Source organism: Peribacillus sp. N1 (assembly GCF_054600815.1).
Genome location: NZ_BAAHZO010000005.1, coordinates 261035 through 282711 on the forward strand (window position 1 = coordinate 261035; position 21677 = coordinate 282711).

Here is a 21677-nt window from a genome sequence, read left to right on the forward strand (position 1 = left end):
ATGATTTTTTATTTATCCGATAATCCAAACAATGAAATTTGTAGGATATGCCAAAGTGTTTGTATGATATGATAATGAAAATCCGCAAAGCACGTTAGTAAACGGAGGGATTCAAACTAATATAAGCAACATGCGCTAATTTAAAACCGATTCATTTCCCCTGTATTTATAAACTTACACTCAATACTCTAATTTTCCAAAATGAGGTGTTTCAGATGAAGGTAGCCGAACTTTTAACATTACCAGCATTAACCGGCATGCATTTAATTGCCGGAGGAACAGGGATCGAACGGGAAGTCCTCACAGTCAATATGATGGACGCTCCGGATATCATCAACTTTTTAAAACCAAATGAATTCCTTGTAACGACGGCTTATCACATAAAGGACAAGCCGCATCTCTTGTCATCACTCGTCGAAGCGATGGCAAACCAAGGCTGCGCAGCCCTGGGAATAAAGACAAGGAGGTACCTAAAGGAAATACCTGAGGAGGCACTGGTTCTTGCCAATGATTTATCCTTTCCAATCATTGAACTCCCGGCCGAATTGTCACTCGGGGAAATCATCAACCATACATTACGGGGGATTTTGGATCAACGTGCAACGGAATTGACTTTTGCCATGGAAACACATAAGCAATTCACAAACTTAATCATGCGCGGCAAAGGAATTCAAAAGCTGCTTGATCATTTATCGGATATGATTGGATACCCCATCTTATTAGTTGACCAGTACCTAAAACCGATATTCCAACCAATCTCAACACCTGGAATTATTCCAATAATCAAAAAAATGAGCGAAGCGGGATTCCGATTCCACAAAACCAAAACACCTTTCTTTTCATTTTCATCCCTTTCCAATAAACAGCCCTATACCGTCTTCCCCATCTATATGAATGAAGAGAAATTTGGTTATTTGACGATATCGGGAGAAATTAAGACTAGCGATAACCTCATAACATTGACGATAGAACAGGCAACTAATGTCATTTCTTTTGCCCTGATGAAAGAACACGCCCTTAAACAGCATGATCGGAATATCCGAAATGATTTCTTCCTTCATTTTCTCGATGGCAGTTTCTCCTCACAAGAGGAAATCATAAATCGGGCAAAGGAGTTTTCCTTACACAATGAAAAAACCTATATATGCGCAGTCGGAAAGATCGATGAATCCGATTCGGACATAAGTTACACACAGCTGCAGCGACGGGCTGATTCGATATACGAGTTTTTGGAAGATGAACTTTGCCTATCACCCAATCCCATTCATCTCTTTACCAAAGGCAAGAAATGCATTCTTTTATATGAAGTGAATGAAGTCTCTGACGTTCTCCAAACTGTCGAAACCTCGCTAAAATCATTGCAAAGGATAACAGCTAGCCAGTTCGGCTGCACGATTTCTTTCGGAGTGAGCCATTTGAGCCAGAGTTTTTTACAGACCAAGAATTCTTACAAAGAAGCGAACGACTCCCTTCTCGAAGGAGGCCTTTCGAAAAGGATCGAATACATCCATATATTCCGAACGAAGGATATTATGGAATTATTGAGGATCATCCCCGAAGAAGACCTCATGAATTTTCACCATTATGCACTACAGGGATTTTCAAAGGTTTTCACCGAGGAGGAGCAATCCTTATTACAGACATTATCCGTCTATCTCGAAACTCATTGTCAAATATCCGAAACTGCCAAAAGGTTATTCGTACACCGAAACACAGTTGTATACAGACTCGAGAAATGCGAGGAGCTGCTCGGCAAGAGCCTGAAAGATTCGGAGACCACACTCCAGATACGACTTGCCCTTCGCATTAAATCCTTACTTAAAATATAAAACAAAAGCCTCCCATCACTTTATGCAAGTTGTCTATATCCACAACCAAAAATTGTCTAATCTAACTAATGACAATTTTCTGATTTTTTATTATGATATTAATCATAACAGAATCACGTGATATAAAATGACACGCTATTGTAGAAGGGAGTTTTTTTATGAATGACAGAATTAATAAGTCCAAGGCCTTCTCGTTAGGTCTTCAGCACGTTCTTGCCATGTATGCTGGTGCCATATTGGTGCCGATCATCGTCGGGGGGGCATTGGGATTCAATTCTCAACAGTTAGCCTACCTTATTGCCATTGATCTATTGACCTGCGGGATCGCTACATTATTGCAATCCTGGAAAAATAAATACTTTGGAATTGGCCTCCCGATAGTTTTGGGAACTTCTTTCGTCGCAGTCACCCCCATGATATCCATCGGCAGCAATTATGGCATTTCCGCTATCTATGGATCAATCATAGCCGCTGGATTATTCATCATATTTTTCTCCAACATCTTTGGTAAACTGCTTAAATTATTCCCGCCTGTCGTGACCGGTACCGTCGTCATCATCATTGGATTATCCTTAGTGCCCACCGGCATAAAGAATATGGCTGGCGGTTCCGGCAGCAAAGACTTTGGCTCAGCTGAGAACTTGATGCTTTCTTTAGGAGTCCTCGCCGTTATTCTGTTAATCAATCGCTGCTTCACTGGATTCATTCGCTCCATTTCCGTTCTGATTGGCATCATAGCAGGAACGATCGCTTCAACGTTTTTTGGTAAGATGGACTTTTCCACCGTTGCCGAGGCTTCTTGGTTCCATATCCCCGCTCCTTTGTACTTCGGTACACCCAGCTTTGAAATAGCACCCATACTTACGATGATGTTGGTTGGCACAGTCATCCTTGTCGAATCCACTGGCGCATTCCTTGCTCTCGGAAAAATAACCGGCAGGGAATTGAGTGAAAAAGATATTGTCAAGGGCTACCGGGCAGAAGGCCTTGCCTTCACTTTAGGCGGGATTTTCAATGCCTTTCCTTATAGTACATTCGCCCAGAATGTAGGCCTCGTACAATTATCCGGTGTAAAAAAAAGAACAATCACCATTGTAGCCGGCTTCATTTTAATCGGGCTTGGACTTGTACCGAAAATCGCAGCACTCGCTACACTGATTCCCACTGCCGTTCTCGGAGGTGCTACCGTCGTCATGTTCGGAATGGTCGTTTCATCAGGAATTAAAATGTTGAATGACGTCGATTTCTCGGATAATGCCAATTTATTGGTCATTGCTTGTTCAGTCTCACTCGGACTGGGCGCAACCGTCGTTCCCGAGTTATTCTCAAGCCTGCCGGAAACCATCCGAATCGTTGTCGGTGATGGAATCATCACAGGAAGCCTGACAGCCATCATCCTGAATGTGATCTTGACTCCCCGAAAGAAAAAGGCGGCAGATAGAACCATCGCGGATGCAGATCAGTTCATGGCAAAAAGCATTTAAAAAGGAGCCCTTAGAATGATTACTATTAAGTCACTAAATGCAATTAGCGAAAAGGAGTTCACGATGTTCCTTGGTGATACTTTCGAACATTCACCTTGGATTGCAGAAAAGGCGGCAGCCAATAGACCATTTTCATCCATTATCAATCTGCATCAATGCATGGTGGACATTGTAAGCAATTCGTCAAATGAAGAAAAGTTAACATTAATCAAGAAGCACCCGAACCTAGGGGACAAAGTTGAAATGAGTGATGATTCGACTAAGGAACAGCATGGCGCCGGTTTAAAGGATCTTACTGCCGAAGAATATGAAAGTTTCATATCATTGAACCGGCAATATATGAATAAATTCGGCTTTCCATTTATCCTGGCTGTACGCGGCAAAGATAAAAATGACATATATCAATCGATGAAAACACGGATTCACCATTCAGAAACAATAGAGTTCGATAAGGCACTATCTGAAATTCATAAAATTGCCCTATTTCGTTTACAGGATAAAATCAAAATCGAAGGAGAGAATTCAATGAAAAATAAATCAGCCGCACAAACACTAAGTTATGGAAAAGGAAATGTTTTTGCCTATAGGACCTATTCAAAGCCTTTAACCGGAATCAAACAAATACCAGAATCCACTTTTTCAGGCAGAGATCATATCATTTTTGGCACCAATGTAAAAGTTTCCGTTGGCGGCTCCTCTTTTCTTCCCTCCTTCACGGAAGGAGACAATTCCATGGTCGTCGCGACAGATTCAATGAAAAACTTCATCCAACGGCATTTAGCCACATTCAAAGGAGCAACATTAGAAGGATTTGCTTCATATGTGTCAGAAGCCTTCCTTAACAAATATCCTCAAATCGATACGGTTAAATTGATTGCCGAGGATATCCCTTTCGAAGCTGTGACTGAAGCGACGGATCTTCAATTGAAACCGAGTGACCTTGTATTCAAAAAGTCCCGCAACGAACGGGCCAAGGCAGCCGTCGAAATCATCCGTAGGGAAAACGGCAGCGAAATCGTTCAGCAAAGCAGTTCCATCCTTGACCTCCAATTAATCAAAGTAAGCGGGAACTCTTTTGTCGGTTTTGTCCGTGATGAGTATACGACGCTTCCCGAAGATGGAAATCGTCCACTTTTCATCTATTTGAATCTCCACTGGGTCTATGAGGATCAAAAGGATGCATTCGGTGTGGATCCTTCTAAATACGTGGCTGCTGAACAGGTAATCGATATTGCTACATCCGTTTTCCATGAAATGGAGACTCCTTCGATCCAAAATCTGATTTATGAAATCGGCTGCCGTATTTTAACCAGATTCCCTCAGCTTCTTGAAGTTACATTCGAATCCCAAAACCACACATGGGATACAGTCGTTTCCGAAATCCCGGAATCCAAAGGAAAAGTATATACAGAGCCGCGCCCGCCATATGGATTTCAGGTCTTCACCGTTAAAAAAGAAAATCTCGAAAATAATAAAATCCTGGCTGCTGCTGAAGAAAACATCGGTTAAGGAGCATTTATGCCTGGTATAACAACACATATATTGGATTTAATGCATGGCCAGCCGGCCGAAAACGTGACGATTGAATTATACTATTCCGAATCATCAACCGCTGACTGGCAGCTGCTCCAATCAGCGGTCACAAATAAAGACGGGAGGCTCGATGCACAGCTGCTGAACGCAGAAAACACTAAAATGGGAAACTACGAAATCATTTTTCATATCGGGGATTACTTCCGGAATAAGTCCATCGAGCTTCCTGATCCGCCCTTTTTGGACCAGGTACCCGTCCGTTTCGGACTATCTTCCCCATCCTCTCATTACCATGTGCCACTGCTCGTTTCCCCATGGGGCTATCAAGTGTATCGGGGAAGTTAAAAGAAACTGCCGGAGAAGACCTTCTCCGGCAGCTTCTTTTTTGATCGATTACAGTCTGGATTTTAAAACACATAACAAAACCCCACCTGTTCCCAATAGCAACTGGTGGGGTTTCTAACTGGCTTCTACATCTACATCAACCGGGAGGTCCATCTTGTGCAATCACGTCCTTTCATTTAAACGGCTAATTTACTGTATTCATCCAACTGATCTTTAGTTAAGTTTTTGATGAAGCGATCGAAGTTTATCGACTCGATTTCATACCTTTCACAAATCTTTAAATAACTTTCATAGGCTTTATCCTGAATATTCATCATCCTGACTCCTCCTTCTGTTATATAACAATAAATTTAACTTATTAATAATATATAACAACTGTAATTTCCCGTCAATGTATTTTTCTGAAAATTCGGTAAGATTTTCATTCTTTTAGTATTTCCCATATTGTTCTTTGCTAACCGTCCTATAAAGGAAAAGCCGCCTTAGCGACAGCTCCGATCAAAAGCTAATTCACACGTTATTTCTTTAAACCAAGAAATAGAATGCTGTTACATTAACGGCCATTTGAACAGCATAAAAAACCAACTCTCCATAAAGGAAAATTGGTTTTTTTCTTTTGAACTATAGATTATCTAAGCAATGCAGTCAGTAATTATTTGTAACTGCTGCAAGCACACCAGGTACACCTGTGTTTTCAGTTATAACACTAATAACTCCACCTAAAATTTAGCGGGGACTGCCCGCGGTAAGGAAGTGCCCGGAGCGGAAAATAACAAATTCGGCAAACTCAATCATTTGTCTACAGTCTGAGCAGGTAATTCCACCTGCCATTTCTTAGATGATTAACTAAACAGCGCTTTGTTTGTTCCCTTTTTTGAAGGGGATGGGGTTGGGAGTATTTCTTTTTGTAATATAGGGCCGTATGTATCGACACGACGGTCTCTAAAGAATTGAAGAATTTTTCTAGTTTCTTCTATTTCATTTAAATCAATTTCTTGCACAATAATTCCTTCTTCTTCATCAAGTGAAGCTAGAATATTCCCGAATGTATCGCTAATGAATGAACCGCCGTAAAAATTCATGTCCTTTTCCTGGCCCACTCGATTTGTCGCAGCAACGAATACACCATTAGAAATGCCATGAGCGGAAATTGCCTTTTCCCAGGATGATCTTGTCGATATCTCGGGATGATCTGGCTCTGAACCAATAGCGGAAGGATAGAATAATATCTCTGCACCTTGTAAGCTCAAAATTCGGGCAACTTCTGGATACCACTCGTCCCAACAAATCCCGACTCCTATTTTTCCATAAGCCGTTTCATAGACAGGATAGCCTGTATTGCCTGGAACGAAATAATATTTTTCATGATACTGGGGACCATCCGGAATATGATTTTTTCTTGTAATCCCTAAACATTCTCCATCAGCATCAAATACAGCTGCACTATTAAAATAAATTCCAGCACCTGCTCTTTCGTAAAAAGGGACAATCAAGACAATTGCTAATTCCTTTGCTAATTCACCCATTTCGGCTAATGTACCGCTATTTACATCTTCAGCTAAATCATAATTTTTCACACTGACCGTTTGCGGAAAATATTGCGAAGAAAATAATTCCTGTAAGCAAACGATTTGTGCCCCTTTATTTACTGTTTCTTTTATTTTCTCTATCGTTTTTTGGATATTTTGCTCAATGAATTCTCCGCAATGAATTTGAATAAGACCAACTTTTACTTTTGACATTTTCTCACTACCTACCTTTTAATATTTTTTTATCTTATACCTTTTGGACGACCTGGTTTTCATATACGACCTTTCCATCCATAATCGTCATCTTCACTTCTGTTTCAAGAATTTCCTCTGTTGATATGCTAAATAAATTTTTATTTAATACTGCGATATCCGCTATCTTCCCTGCTTCCAAGGTGCCTAATTCTTTATCTCTGAAAGACCCGAATGCCGGTGTAGCCGTGTAATATTTTAACGCTTCAGCTAATGTTATTCCTTCCGACTCTTGCCACGCCTTCCCGGTTAAATCTTTTCTGGTGATTGCCTGATAAATACCCATCATGGGATTTAAGGGCACTACAGGAAAATCTGTACCAAAGGCAATTTTAGCACCAGTATCCACTAGTGTTTTGATAGGATAATAGAGAGGTTGTTGTTTTTCACTGATTCTGGCTGTGTATGCCTCACTTTCCATTAATTCAATATGTTTAGGTTGAAAGGAAGCGATTACATCTAATTCCTTAAAGCGATGAACATCATCCGGATGCAATACCTCCACATGTTCAATGACATGTCTAGCATCTCTTTGTCCATTTACGTTTCTCGCTTCTTCAAATGCATCCAAAGCTAAGCGGACTGCACCGTTACCAATAGCATGGAAACGAATTTGGAAATTTTCCTCATCTGCCTTTTTTACTAATTGTTTAATTGTTTCAGCTGGATAAGTTGTTCCGCCTTTTGTATCTGGACGGTCTTTGTAAGGATCCAATAAAAAAGCAGTATGACTTGTCACAACACCATCTATAAATTGTTTTAATCCAGAAAAGGTGAGCTTGTCTGAATGATAATTTGTTTGTAATTCCTTTGCGGCAGCTAAATCAATTTTTAACTCCGGCGAAAAGTGAATTCTGGTTGTAAGTAACCCTTCTCTCTCAAATTCCTTGAAAATTTCAAGATCGTCTAATGGATTTGGCGCAATTTTAGCTCCATATAAATCATTAACGGATGTGATTCCCAATCTTTTTGTTTCATTAAGAAAACCTTGGAATAGGCTTACACGTTTATCTTTCGGTAATTTATATGCATGTTCTGATGCATAGCCAATTGCCTGTTCAAATAGAAGGCCTGTCAGTTCCCCATTTTCATCTTTTCCAATTTCCCCATATTCCGGATCTGGGGTATCCTTTGTTAATTGAATCATTTCCATTGCTTTACTATTGATCCATGCGTAATGCACTTCTGCATTGAATAATAAAACAGGGCGATCACTAATATATTTATCTAGCGTTGTTCTATGTGGCAGCACTTTGTTCTTCCAATTGGTATGATCCCAGCCGACGCCAAATATCCACTCATCATTTGGTCTCGTTTCTGCAAATTCACCTACTATTTTGGCTGCATCTTCTTCTGAAGCTGCATCAAATAATTTAGCACTATCCTTCTGTAAAATGCTTCCCATCATAATGTGCATATGAAAGTCATGAAAACCCGGTATAATTAGTCCATCTTCCATGTCATAGACTTTTGTTTCATCTCCAAGGAATGACATTATATCTTCTTTAGAACCGATTTTAATAATTTTATTATCTTTAATGGCGATAGCTGCTTTTATTGGCTCATCTTGTAACCCAGTAAAAACATGTTGACCAGAAAGAATGATGTCTGCACTTACCATTTTTATCCTCCTTGATGAATATAGCTTTTATGCCTGAATTTCTTTTTCTATCGCATTATCAATAGAAAGCTCAGGCGGCCGCTTACTAAACAATTTCGTATTTGAAAGCAGCATGATGAAACCAATTCCAAACCATCCCAGTCCGAGTAAAAGTGCCTTTGAATCAAGGCTAGTCCATAACCAAATTGTGAAACCAGTACCAATCAGCGGCAATATGAGGTATTTTAGTGTGTTCATTCCGTTTCGCTGTTTTTCTCTAATATAATAATGGGAAATAACCGAAAGATTAACAAAAGTAAAGGCAACAAGCGCCCCAAAGTTAATAAAGGATGATGCTGTCACTAAATCAACAAATAAAGCAGATAAAGCAAAAATACCCACTAAGATGATGTTGTGTGTTGGAGTTTGAAATTTTGGATGAATGTGACCAAATATTTTCTTTGGAAGAACTCCATCTCTCCCCATCGCATACAAAAGTCGCGAAACACTTGCATGAGCTGATAAACCAGATGCCAGCCCCCCGGTAATATATCCTGCTAGAAAAATAGATTGAAATAAATTACCCCCTATGTACATGGCAATTTCCAAGGAAGCGGAATCCGGATCTTTAAAAGCTTGGAAATTTGGGTAAACAAGGTGACTGATGTATGAGATGGTGACAAACAGACCTCCCCCTATTAACGCGACGAGGAAAATGGCTTTTGGTATTATTTTTTTCGGATTAATGGTCTCCTCTGAAAATGTGGTAACAGCATCAAATCCTAAAAAAGATAAACATAAAACAGATGATCCCGCTAATACTAAAGATAGTGGTATATCTCCGTTCACAAATGGAGAACTCATGAATAATGTTCCTGAACCCATTCCGTTAAGTAACCCTTTAATCGAGAGGAATGAAAATATTACTATTATAAGAAATTGACAGGCAACTAATAAAACATTTATTTTTGTTGCTATTTTCACTCCAATTATATTTACAGTGGTGATTAAAATGACAAAGGCTATTAACCAGAAGGAAAAAGGAACGGATGGAAAATATGCGTTTAAGTAAATAGCGATCAGTAATCCATTGATCATTGGCAAAAATAAATAGTCCAATAGGATAACCCAGCCCACTAAGAACCCAAGGTGAGGATTAAGAGCCTTTTGAGTAAATGTATATGCAGAACCGGCAACAGGGTAGGCCTTAACCATTTGACCATAGCTATAGGCTGTAAACAACATACCAGCCAAAGCTATGATATAGGCAGCAGGTACCATCCCTTTCGTTATCTCCGCAACAACCCCATATGTAGAAAAAACTGTTGTAGGTGCCATATAAGCCAATCCAAATAGCACTAAAGGAAATACTGTTAACGAACGTCTTAATTTTGCATTCTCCATGTATCACTCCACCCTTATTCGTGATTAATTAATTTATATGCAAATACCATACCAAGTGGGTATTAATGTTATTTTGCCAACAATTGCAATATACAGATTATTTAATGAATTAATAGGTTTATGCAATTCTACATCATTTATTTAATATTGCATAATCAGTCGTCAGGGACGGGATATGGCAACCCATTATTCAATACTTTTCTTCTTCAGCTAGCAGTCCTCGGCTCGCACTCTTCCGATATCTAAGAAATATCTATTCATTAAGTCATTTATAAAGGAAAAATCAAATGGAAAAGTTATCATAATGCCATCGCCCGAACATAGTCTACTTGGTGCCTTCTACCGTAAGCACTTCAAAGAGACTTCATTGAAAGAGAGCGATATTGGAAGGTTTCCCTATCCCAACCGCTCTCGTACAACTTCGCTCTTCATTAACTGTGTAAACGTCACCATTTTTAAAGATCAATCTATTTTCCCTCTTAGAAAGACTATTCATTACCCGCTTATTTGATTATCTGTATCCTTATCGTCTATTGTCCTTTTTTCAGAGAAAGGATTACTTTTACTTTGACTACTTCGGACAAATAATACTGAAATAAGAGATGCGATACAAAGAAATACTAAAAATGAAGCAAGCGGAATCCAAGAATTATTGTAGGTGCCTACTAATATAGTCGCAATCATTGGGGCAGTTCCACCAAATAATGCAGAGCCTGTTTGATAACCAAGCGTTATTCCTGTATAACCGACATTCGTACTAAACATTTCAGTAAACATTGTCCCGATAGTCGCCGCAATTGGAGGCCATAGAATTCCTAAGCCCACTATTGAAATAACGTATAACCAAGGAGTGGATTGTAAGGAAAATAAATAAAAGTATGGAAAGGCAAAAAGCGTTATTCCGATAGTACCAATAAGAAAAACACGTTTACGGCCAATTTTATCAGATAACATTCCCATAAATGGCATGCAAATCGCTGTAACGATTGTTGCAACAGTAACTACATTTAAAGCTGTAGTCCTTGAAAAACCCTGCGTTTCTGTAGCATAGGATATGAAAAATGTGGAAAATAAATAGAATGGGCCCACTTCAACACATTTTGCTCCTAAAGAAATTAAAACAGCTTTCCAATGATATCGCAGTGTCTCAAATAGTGGGATTTTTACGACGTTTCCTTTTTCTTTCTCTTCCTTGAAGGCCGATGTTTCCTCAATCCCTTTCCTTATCCAAATACCAATAACTACTAAAATCGCACTTAGGACAAATGGAACCCTCCATCCCCATGAAAGAAATTGTGATTCAGGAAGTAAACTCATTAATGATATGGAGAATGTCCCAAGTAACATCCCAAGAGGGATACCCATTGCAGGAAAGCTTCCAAAAAAGCCACGTCTTTCTTTAGGTGCAGATTCAACCGCTAAGAGTATTGCTCCTCCCCATTCCCCGCCAAGTCCAATCCCTTGAACGAGACGAAAAAAAACCAGAAGGATTGGTGCCCAAAGCCCTATCATTCCATATGTTGGAAGTAGTCCAATACATACAGTAGAAATTCCCATTAATAAAAGTGAAAGCACAAGAGTATTTTTCCTGCCAAACTTGTCTCCCAAATGACTAAAAACAAGCCCACCAAGAGGTCGTATAAAAAATGTAATGCCAAATGATGCATAAGCAAGCAATAAACTTACAAACGGATCATCATTAGGAAAATACAGTTTATTAAATACAAGTGCAGCAACGGTTCCATAAAGAAAGAAATCAAAAAATTCAATGGTACTGCCAAGTAAACTTGCAAATAATATCTTTTGTGATTTCTTGTCCAGTTTCTTTTTCCCACTCAATTTAACACACCTCCGGTTTAGTTACTTCCTGGATGCGGGTTCTTGGATGTGGATGGCTTGCTGATTATTAATAGGTTAATGGTGCACCAACATTAATAACGTACTATGTTACTTCCCCGATAAAGAGAGTCTGATCTCCTGCTATTTGTTTACTTTGTGCCTTATATTAATCTTGAACATGCAGTTAATCAGACTCATAAGTATTCAGTATAATGTGTTGTGTATCCACAATACATTATATAAATACCTTCAATAAGGCACTAATCGTTCTGGTGAAAAAGCCGATAATCGCAATTTGTCTATCAACCGTGGATATATTAGCCTAAACAAAGATGTTTATCGTTATACCCAAATTCCCGTGAAATATCGAGTGCTGCACTCTTAACCTTTTCAACCAATGGAGGCAACAACTCGTTTTGGTAATTCACTTCAAGACCAGCAACACTAATGCCCGCAATGATATAACCTTTGTAATTAAAAATAGGAGCAGCTACCGCAGATATATAATTTTCAAGTTCCGAGTGACTGATCGTAAATTGCATTTTTCGAGACTCTTCTAGAAGAATACGAAGTCTCCCTTTATCAGTAATTGTTCCAGATGCAATCGACTTCAGTTCTATTTGCTCTAAATATTGTTCCCGCTCATACTGCGGCAGAAAAGCGAGAATGACACGAGAACACGCTCCGGCATACAGCGGTGTTCTCCGGCCAATTGCCGTATTAAGCCTTACACGCTGTTTTGTATCCTGTTTTTCGATGCAGATTGCCTCTTTGCCGTCTTGTACGATGAGATTAACGGCTTCCCCTACCTTATCATGAAGTTTTTGCATTATCGGCAAAGCTACCTGCCGAATATCGAAGCGTTCAGCTACTAAATGGCCAAACTGAAGAAATAACAGGCCAAGTGAATATTTTCCATCTCTATCTTTAGCGAGAAGACCCATCTCTTCAAGTGACATTACCATTCGATAAACAGATGTTTTCGGTATCCCTGAAAAATGTACGATTTCATTAAAACTTAACTTTGAGTGCTTTAAAAAAAGATTAAGGATATCCATTGATCTGACGGCTGTCTTATTTTTGCTTTGCATGAGTTCCCCTCCTTAACAAAACAAAAGCGCTTTTTCAAGACTGCTTTACGGTCTTTTTAACTAATACGGAACAGGATCATCGTTTTCAAATTTAATGATCAAACTTTTACAAAAATCCTGATATAAACAGATTAGCTGAGTATTTTGGCGTATTTCCCTTCATAAAAGGCTAGTGGTGCTCCTTCGTTAATGACGAGTTCAGTTACTTCTCCAATAAAGAGTGTATGGTCCCCAGCCATTTGTTTACTATGGACCTTACATACGATATTTGCTAAAGCATTTTTAATTACTGGCAGTTCATTCATCCAGCCAAATTCAATCTGACGGTTTTCTTTAATCTGCCCCGCAAAATGCATGGATAACTCTTTTTGAGCATCTGACAATATATTTACAGCAAATTTTCCAGATTCATTAATTTTATCTAGCATTTTAGCTTTTTCGCCTATGGATATTAAGACCATTCTTGGATTAAGTGAAACTGACATAAAAGCATTCGCCGTCATACCGTGTGCTTCATCTTCTAAAAGTGTTGTAATGACTGTTACTCCTGTTGTAAATTTCCCCATCGCATTTCTAAAATTTCTATCATCCATCATTTTATAACCTCCTTAAAATTTGAACTATACTTAGACATTGATTCGAAAGGAATCTGTTTTATGAATTTAACAGTCAATTCTTCCACAACACCTCCCTTCAGCATTTCTATAATTTGACCGCTTATTTCATCATTTCTCTTGCTGCACCCATATCTTATGAATTTCCCATGACAAGATTTGTTCTCGTTTTTGATTTCTACACGATATAAGCCTGGTGCTGGCAGGATATACTTATTCCCAATATAGATTTCCATATTTGTCTCTTTCTCATGTTTATGTCTATTTGCACTATAAACGACCCCATTAATTTCAAAATGATGTCCCAAATAGTAGGGTACAAGGTGGACATCTCCATCCCTTACCATTTTTCTAATTAAAGTTGAACTTATTTTTTCGCCATTATGTACCTGTTTTGAAATGACGGTTACATCAAAGAGGTTGTTTTTACTCACTTTTTGTATATAATCAACAGTACCCTGAGCTTTATTTCCAAAGGTGAAATCAAATCCTACCACTATATGTTTAGCTTGAAGACCTAAAACATATTGTTTAATAAACTCAGATGGCTGAAGGGAAGCAAATGCTAAATTAAACTTTATGACAAAAAGCTTGTCCACTCCAATAGCAGCCATTCTTTCAATCTTTAAAGCTAGGGGAGTTAAATATCTCCAATCTTTCTCCAATTTGATTACTTCATTTGGATGTGGATCGAAGGTCATCGCCGTGAATTTAAGATTTTTCTTTTCGGCTATTCTCTTGGTTTGCTTCAACAGAGATTGATGACCTAAATGAACACCGTCAAAAAAACCTAATGCCATTACGTGAGGCTCCCTTGGATATAGGGATCCCTCTAGTGGATGTGCTAAATGGAAAACATCCAACCTGCTTCACCTTCTCCGTCATCAAGATAATGATTTTTAAAATGTTTAGCCGATATTATTTTGTGTAATACTGGTGTACGGTAGACCCATCAACCATTAATGACGTACATTTTAAGTCAACAATTGAACTTTTCATGAATGTTCACTCACTGTTTAACGATTAGAGTTTCTTCGTAATGAACTCTGTATACATAATCTTTTACACAGAAGATTCAGATACTTAAATACCCCAATAATCAATTTGAGCATTCAGCATTGGGTTCCTGCGTAAGAATGTATCAGAGATAAAAGGCTCCTCGTTGTTTAATGTCACGAGAAGCCATTTGATGGATTACCATATTCGTATATGCAGGAGCTTATTCGTTTCAAAACATATCTGTTTATTGTACCTTAGAGTAGTAACGGACCTCGAAAATCTTACAGCCATCCGGTGATTTCCATGGGCCATGCTCCATCCCAGGAGGACGGCAAGCAACCATTCCTGCTGTAAATTCCTCATTTAAACGTAGATCAATTAAAGATCCTTCAATTATATATAATTCTTCCCAAAAATCATGGACTTGCACCCCATTAGGAGAAGTATCTGTCCCTGGACCGTTATGAAGAATTCTTGTAGCGACTCCTGTAGTAGGGTCAGAAGCAATAATTCTTTCAGAAAGGCTCTTAACCTTACTAAAAGGCTGCGCTTCAAAAGTGTTATGATTGACAAATTCATGTTCTTCTTTTTTCTGATCTGCATAATAGCGAACTTCGAAAATCCTGCAACCATTAGTTGATTTCCATGGACCATGCTCCATCCCTGGAGGACGGCATGCAACCATTCCTGCTGTAAATTCCTCATTTAGACGTAAATCAATTAAGGATCCTTCTATAATATATAATTCTTCCCAAAAATCATGGACTTGGACTCCATCAGGGGATGTATCAGTACCTGCCTCCAGTTCAAGAATTCGAGTTGCAACATTAGTATCTGGAATCTGTGCAATAATTCGTTGAGATGCACCTTTTACAGTTTTTGAAGGAACAGCCTCAAAGGTTTTATACTCAACAAATTCTAATTCTGGTTTTCTATCAATTTTCATTTTTGATTTTTCCATTTCAAACTACCTCCGAATCCACTAAAATATGAACTTGATAATACATTTGAATTTTGTTATCCGTTAAACGATCATATAATTCTGCTGAAAATGCTTCCCCATAAATAAATTCACCATTTTTAATCGGTAATGTTCCGCAAAACACAATCATATCCTCACTATCATATCCACGTTCCTCGATTATTTTAAGCAAGTCTTCAGGATGCAAGAATTCTCCCAGCTTGCCTGTTTGGTACTCTTTTTTCACCCCATCAACAATCATCCAGCTTCTCATTTCAATGTCATCCCATCGATCTTGTACTTCATCCAAAGCCCAAAATTGTGTTGAAATAGGTTTGCTGCATACTTGTTTGGATTTCTGAATAGACACTTTTTCAAGCCCGCGGTCCGTGTGATCACTGCCAAGTCCTAAATACCATTTCCCTTGAATTTTCATGATGACCACTTCTGCTTCTCCGCTGCTGCTTTCTTGAATAACTGAAATTGAGTTATTTGTCGTAATGAGATTTGTTGAAAGATCGTAAATCATCGGAACTTGTGGAGGAGCCGGTACGCCGATCTCCTTCAATTCATCAATATGTTTTTTTACAGATTCCTGGTCTTTTCCCGTATAGCCGGCAATAAGTAATCGTTTAGGGTCTGCGACAATATTTCTTCCACAAACATTAATATTTATCAACTGAATTCCTCCTCTCTATCCAAAACTCGGTGCTTCAAATTAGGGAATACATCTCGAATCTTAGTAACCTGAGATGGATCAATCTCTGTTTTAATAATAGTTTCTTCGTCTCCTCCAGCAGCCACAACAATCCCCCATGGGTCAACCACTTGACTATGACCAGCTAAAAGGACGTCATTAGTATTACCAACACAATTACTCGAAATCAAGAAACACTGGTTTTCCAATGCTCGAACTGAATTGAATAATTTCCAATGCTCCAGCCTTCTATGCGGCCAAGCAGATGTAACAAGAAGTAACTCTGCTCCTAAATCCACTTCAGCACGATACAATTCAGGAAATCGCAAATCATAGCAAGTTGATAAGCCAACTTTCCCGAATTCTGTATCGACTACAGTTGTTTCATTTCCTCTCGTCAATATTTGGCCTTCTCTTGAACCATAACGAAATAAATGCATTTTTCGATAGGTTCCTATAAGTTTCCCATCCGGAGAAAATAGAACACTTGTGTTGTAGTATTTTCCATTATTTTTTTCTATAAAACTACCTGCAAATATATATGACTTAACTTCTTTAGCCTTTGAGGAGAATCGTTGGACAAAATCCCCATTCAATTCTTCTGATTCGTCAATATAACGATCAAAAGAAAAGTACCCTGTTGCCCACGTTTCTGGTAAAACTATTAAATCTTGTCCTTTTAATCCATCAATCATTGACTCCACACGATCTATACGAGCAGATTTAGATTCGCTATCTTTAATCTCTAATTGTATTGATGCAATTTTCATTTCTGCAACATCCTTTTATTTATATTTTTTTATATTAGTTCTTCCACCTGAGTGGGAAGTGAATAGCTTCCTAAAAATTCATCCACCATTTGAACCGGCTCATCATAGCCGTAATTTCTAAATGAAAAGCCTTTCGTGACAAAAGGTGCACCATTATAGAACATTTCATACTGTTGATGCCTGCCACCGAATTCTGAACCAATGATATCCCATACTAACTTAAATAGTTTAATTTTCTCCTCAGCCCCAACTCCCGTAGAACGTATATATTGATACATATCATCTTTCGTTTCAGGATTGATGAGTTCTTTATATGAAGATGGTAATTGTAAAACACCTCCACCGCATAACTCCCGTAAAATTTTAATAGTGGAAGCATATATAGTTTCCTGTTGACCTACTACACCATAGAGAAAACGTGGATTCGGTCGTGCCACACCGTTTTTGTCGATGATACAATTATATTCAGAAGCTAAGAGATTACCTTCTACAGAAGCCGCAATAGAAGCAAGTTCCCCTAACTTCTCTTGGACTGAAGGGATTTTATCAATTCCATTCATAGCAGAAACTTTTCGAGCAGCCCCAATCAAAAATTTCAATTTATTGCTAAATCTTATTTGCGCCTGATTATTGCCTAATACGTGAGCTGGTGTTTCATGGAACTGAGCTCTCACGATGTCAATATTTTTGTAAACAAAAATATCTTGCCAAGGAATGAATACATCGTCAAAAACAACTAATGAATCACTTTCATCAAAACGAGAGGACAATGGGTAATCAAATGTGCTTGGAGATTTTTCAGCATAACCAGGCCTCGCATAAAATTTTAATCCTTTTGCATGAATCGGCAGTACAAAAGACAAAGCATAATCTTCATCACCAGGTCTGAGTGGTGTAAGGCAACTTACAAATAAGTAATCTGATACTGCTGATGCAGTACCGAGCATTTGAGAACCTCGAACAATAATTCCGTCCTCTCTTTCTTCGTACACTCCAACTGGAAGAAATTTATCTTCCTGTTCATGAGCTGCTTTACTTCGATCGATTTGTGGCGGAATAATAACGTATGTTACATATAGATCCTGATCTCGCACATGTTTATAGAAATTCAAAACATTATTCCCATAACCTTCTCCTCCACGATCAAACACATCGGGTGAACTGGCAAAAGCAGCCAAAAAGCTGGCGACGTGATCAGGGCTTCTTCCGACAAATCCACATGTTGCTTCAGACCATTTAGAAATCGCCAATCTTCTATCTTTAAGTTCTTCCCGACTCCTTGGAATCATATAAATTTTATTTGCTAGTGTACCGTCCTCAGTTTTGTATGTCATATTCTGAGATTCATCCCATGCTAAATCGTATAAACCTGCAATGGTATGTGTAATTCCTGTAAAAGCTGGGTGGGTCGTCACATCCTGTACTCGTTCCCCATTTATGTAGATTGCCCTATCATCTTTCAATGACTGTAAATATTCTTTACCTGTTCTAACCATACCTGATTCCTCCTATATGTTTGAATAAGTACATGTTTTAAAAACAAAAACGATTTAACAGGCGAACCTTAATTGTATTTCGCGTTATGTATTATGTATTGTGTATACATTAAAGGTTTTGCCAATTCCAATCTGTAATTAAGGTAGGTAATGACATTCCATATCGGATCATTATTCCTTTATACCTTAACTCTTTACCTATGAACATTAACATCGGGATCGATGGGTAAACGCTTTCATTTCCAATGAATTATAGATTGTTCTCTTACTATTTCAACAATAAGGCTTACTATCTAAGCAAAAACCCAGGAAAAAGCATTCGGAAGAATTTCTCCAAGGCTTTGCTCTACACGTGAAAAAAAGAATCGGTTTAACCTTGCTTCAACTTCATAGTCTGAAGTTGATTCTAAACCCTTTTTTTCTAAAGATTAATAAACTGCCTTTTACTAGGAGCACCCCCCTTCAAGCATTTGATAGAAATCAGGAATTATCAACCATAATCAATGTTTCTTTTGTTTTTTCTAAATGGTTTAAAATCGCCTGTGAAGCCAGTTCGGGATTTTTCTCCTCTAAAGCCTGGATAATCTGAGTATGTTCCATTAAAACATTTTTCATTCTCCCAAGTTTACTGACTGCTTTTAAACCCATAAGCTGAGTAAGGTTATGAAGATTGTTCAAAACTTGCTCTATTATAGTGAAGTTTGCTAGCCTTGTCAGCGAGAGATGAAACTCATGGTCTAGCCTGATAAAACTAATAGCATCATCGTTTTGCAACGCTTCTTCTTGTTGCTTCAGAATTAATTTAAGTAACCTCAGCTTTTCAGGTGATGTCATTTCTTTTGTTAGTTTTTTCACCGATTCAACTTCAATTGCACTTCTTAGTAAAAAGATTTCATCCTGTTCCTCTGGTGTAATCTTTCTTACAGTTAAACCCTTCCTTGGTATGGAAACAAGTAATCCTTCCTTCACCAAATCTTGAATAGCTGCCCTTACCGGAGTTCTCGAAGTATCTAACCTTTCCGCTAATTGAACTTCAGTAAATATTTCATCACTGGTAATACCACCAAATAAAATTGCTTTTTTTATTTGATTATAAACTTTATCTTGTGTTGTTCTTTCCTTTTCGATTGGTTTTAAATGAATTCCTGCCATATTAATCCGTCCTTTTTGATAAGTCTTTACAATATTTATGAACAATTTAAATCTACATGATTGGCTAAAACCTGATATGTGTTATGTATACATAATACATAATACCTCAGACATAAGTCAATAATATATTTTTTATTTTTCTGAATTTTACAAACCGGGCAGCACCTTTTTATTCCATAAGAAAAAGAGCTGCCGAAGCAACTCCTTTGAAAGAGTACCTTAACAATAGTCGAAAATATAATTTTTTGGGCTCACTTACTTATGCAAGTCCTTGTATTTTCCCTTCATTCTTTCAATGAAGGGTGAAAAATTTCGTGGGGGTACTTCTGTTGGATATAGCGTATTAGTGCAGTGACAACTTGCGGACCGGATTCTACGAGTCTACCTTGTTCAAATGCAGTGAAGTTATCACCGCCTGAAGCTAAATAATTACTAACTGCCACTTCATATTCGTTGCTTGCCTGAATCTCTTGACCCTTCATATCTTTCAGCGCAACAATGCGGTTGCCAATTGGAGCTTCGGGGTCCCAATTATACGTTAAACCAACCGTTTGCAGCCTATTTTCATAATCTTTCGCCCACTGCTGTTCTAAAGCAAGTTTTATTTGGTCTCCTGTTAAGATTAACTTACTGACACTATGACCCATAGGCAAGACTGTATAAAGGTCTTCTACAGTGACCTCCCCTTTTTTAAAACTTTTCCGCATTTCGCCTTGATGGACAAAAGCTATATCTACCCCCATGGCTTCCCGCTCAGATTCTGCAATCATTTTCGCTAATGGGGATTCACCGTTTGCATCTTGATTTCGTTTGATTTCTTCAGGCATTTGTCCTATTACCTGATTAAAGTGGCTCCCCAATCTTTTTCTGTATTTATTTAGAAGGGCAACCGTTTCTTTATCCGGTTTTATATGATGATGTGAAGTGACAATAATCTTTGCTTGTTTCTTAACGATAATTTTAGAATGTGGGTCAATTTCAAGATTTACTTGAGAAAAGGCTTTCCCATTAGAATAAGCTTGAACGATCAGTTTACCGGCTACAACGGTATTGGCATATTCATGGCTGTGACCCGCAAAAATGACATCGACCTCATCATCGATTCTTGGAGCCATCTCCACTAAAGCTCCACTGGTATTTGCTCCTGCCTTATCTGATTTAGCTGAATCATGTGCCAATACAACAATCACTTTAATCCCATTTTCCTTTAAAATCTTAACGGATCGGTTAATAGCTGTAACTTCATCCGTAATTTCTACTTCTTTTCGATTTTCAGGTGTCACATACAGGTTGGTCTCTTTTGTGACCACCCCGATAAATCCAATATTAATTCCGTCAATTTGTTTAATAACATACGGTGGTAACAAGGGAGTACCCGACTTTCTATCGATTATATTTGCAGAACTGTAAGAAGTATTGGCACCTTGAAAATAGCCTGTTTTTTTATTGAATCCTCCATAAATAAGGCGTTTCATTTCATTTACACCTTGATCCAATTCATGATTTCCAGGTGTCCCGACATCAAAGTGCAGAAGGTTTAAAAATTCAATCGTCGGTTCGTCTTTAAATTGAGAAGAGATTGGAGGACTTCCTCCTACCATATCACCTGCATGAACAAGTAGTGTATTTGGGTTTTCTTGTTTATATTTTTTTAAATGGGCAGACAAGTATTCAGCCCCACCTGCCATGGTTCCTGAAACCATTTGATATTTGTTTAGTTGGCCGTGAAAATCATTAACTCCTAACAAATGTACTTGAATGTAGTGGTTGGATGTGGAATGGTTCGTTGAATGATTGGATGAGTATGCTGTGATTTTATAAGTTACGAAAATGATGATGAATACCAAGATGAACAAAGAAGATATGGCCTGAAATTTTGACAATTTCCGATCCCTCCCTCTGGATGTAAATTAAGAATAACTCTTGAATTTTATATCCGTATAAAGGGACCGTGATTTTTTGTTATATTTCATATAATAATTATTAAATTAACCCAGTACATGCATAGCTTTTTTAAATACTCATACGGCTTAACATTTAGAAATCTGCTAAGATTTTGACTAGCAATAAATACAGTTTTAT

The 21677-nt window shown here is 38.2% G+C and carries 18 protein-coding genes; 4 read left to right on the forward strand and 14 right to left on the reverse strand.

What is annotated here, in order from left to right; all coding sequences use genetic code 11:
• The first annotated feature begins 215 nt into the window (after positions 1 to 215).
• From ACYP5M_RS19790 to uraH, 4 genes are all read left to right on the forward strand, one after another.
• Complete coding sequence (locus ACYP5M_RS19790; RefSeq protein WP_459735425.1) at positions 216 to 1829, forward strand: PucR family transcriptional regulator; 1614 nt, start codon at positions 216 to 218, stop codon at positions 1827 to 1829.
• Positions 1830 to 1987: 158 nt separating this feature from the next.
• Positions 1988 to 3313: a nucleobase:cation symporter-2 family protein gene (locus ACYP5M_RS19795; protein WP_101224284.1), complete on the forward strand. Its 1326-nt coding sequence runs from the start codon at positions 1988 to 1990 to the stop codon at positions 3311 to 3313.
• A 15-nt stretch (positions 3314 to 3328) separates the two neighbouring features.
• Positions 3329 to 4822 (forward strand): factor-independent urate hydroxylase, encoded by a 1494-nt coding sequence (gene pucL / locus ACYP5M_RS19800; RefSeq protein ID WP_459735426.1) that lies wholly within the window; start codon positions 3329 to 3331, stop codon positions 4820 to 4822.
• A gap of 9 nt (positions 4823 to 4831) precedes the next feature.
• Positions 4832 to 5191, forward strand: coding sequence for a hydroxyisourate hydrolase (gene uraH, locus ACYP5M_RS19805; protein ID WP_459735427.1), 360 nt, complete (start codon positions 4832 to 4834; stop codon positions 5189 to 5191).
• Positions 5192 to 5367: 176 nt separating this feature from the next.
• On the opposite strand, the gene ACYP5M_RS19810 is transcribed toward uraH, so the two are convergent.
• The 14 genes from ACYP5M_RS19810 to ACYP5M_RS19875 form a co-directional block, all read right to left on the reverse strand.
• Positions 5368 to 5508 (reverse strand): hypothetical protein, encoded by a 141-nt coding sequence (locus ACYP5M_RS19810; RefSeq protein ID WP_157831099.1) that lies wholly within the window; start codon positions 5506 to 5508, stop codon positions 5368 to 5370.
• Between the two features lie 525 nt (positions 5509 to 6033).
• Positions 6034 to 6933 carry a carbon-nitrogen hydrolase gene (locus ACYP5M_RS19815; protein WP_101224287.1) on the reverse strand — a complete coding sequence of 300 codons (900 nt, stop codon included), beginning with the start codon at positions 6931 to 6933 and terminating at the stop codon, positions 6034 to 6036.
• 34 nt (positions 6934 to 6967) lie between these two features.
• Positions 6968 to 8593, reverse strand: a complete 1626-nt coding sequence (locus ACYP5M_RS19820) for an amidohydrolase (protein WP_459735428.1) — start codon at positions 8591 to 8593, stop codon at positions 6968 to 6970.
• A gap of 27 nt (positions 8594 to 8620) precedes the next feature.
• Positions 8621 to 9976: an APC family permease gene (locus ACYP5M_RS19825; protein WP_101224289.1), complete on the reverse strand. Its 1356-nt coding sequence runs from the start codon at positions 9974 to 9976 to the stop codon at positions 8621 to 8623.
• Between the two features lie 495 nt (positions 9977 to 10471).
• Entirely contained in the window at positions 10472 to 11815 is a 1344-nt protein-coding gene (locus tag ACYP5M_RS19830) for an MFS transporter (protein ID WP_232782977.1), read from the reverse strand.
• 317 nt (positions 11816 to 12132) lie between these two features.
• Positions 12133 to 12906 carry an IclR family transcriptional regulator gene (locus tag ACYP5M_RS19835; protein WP_459735429.1) on the reverse strand — a complete coding sequence of 258 codons (774 nt, stop codon included), beginning with the start codon at positions 12904 to 12906 and terminating at the stop codon, positions 12133 to 12135.
• A 131-nt stretch (positions 12907 to 13037) separates the two neighbouring features.
• Positions 13038 to 13499 carry a flavin reductase family protein gene (locus tag ACYP5M_RS19840; protein ID WP_459735481.1) on the reverse strand — a complete coding sequence of 154 codons (462 nt, stop codon included), beginning with the start codon at positions 13497 to 13499 and terminating at the stop codon, positions 13038 to 13040.
• Positions 13499 to 14383, reverse strand: coding sequence for an adenylyltransferase/cytidyltransferase family protein (locus ACYP5M_RS19845; protein ID WP_459735430.1), 885 nt, complete (start codon positions 14381 to 14383; stop codon positions 13499 to 13501). The genes ACYP5M_RS19840 and ACYP5M_RS19845 overlap by 1 nt, the downstream gene beginning before the upstream one ends.
• A gap of 380 nt (positions 14384 to 14763) precedes the next feature.
• A complete protein-coding gene (locus ACYP5M_RS19850) occupies positions 14764 to 15480 on the reverse strand; it encodes a cupin domain-containing protein (RefSeq protein ID WP_434168758.1) in 717 nt (238 codons plus the stop codon).
• A gap of 1 nt (position 15481) precedes the next feature.
• Complete coding sequence (locus ACYP5M_RS19855; RefSeq protein WP_434168757.1) at positions 15482 to 16159, reverse strand: DUF2848 family protein; 678 nt, start codon at positions 16157 to 16159, stop codon at positions 15482 to 15484.
• Positions 16156 to 16947, reverse strand: coding sequence for a carbon-nitrogen family hydrolase (locus tag ACYP5M_RS19860; RefSeq protein ID WP_434168756.1), 792 nt, complete (start codon positions 16945 to 16947; stop codon positions 16156 to 16158). The genes ACYP5M_RS19855 and ACYP5M_RS19860 overlap by 4 nt, the downstream gene beginning before the upstream one ends.
• Positions 16948 to 16976: 29 nt before the next feature.
• Entirely contained in the window at positions 16977 to 18443 is a 1467-nt protein-coding gene (locus ACYP5M_RS19865; RefSeq protein WP_434168755.1) for a 4-hydroxyphenylacetate 3-hydroxylase family protein, read from the reverse strand.
• Positions 18444 to 18923: 480 nt separating this feature from the next.
• Positions 18924 to 19595, reverse strand: a complete 672-nt coding sequence (locus tag ACYP5M_RS19870; protein ID WP_260356824.1) for a GntR family transcriptional regulator — start codon at positions 19593 to 19595, stop codon at positions 18924 to 18926.
• A 284-nt stretch (positions 19596 to 19879) separates the two neighbouring features.
• Positions 19880 to 21478 (reverse strand): bifunctional metallophosphatase/5'-nucleotidase, encoded by a 1599-nt coding sequence (locus ACYP5M_RS19875; RefSeq protein ID WP_459735431.1) that lies wholly within the window; start codon positions 21476 to 21478, stop codon positions 19880 to 19882.
• Positions 21479 to 21677 lie beyond the last annotated feature (199 nt).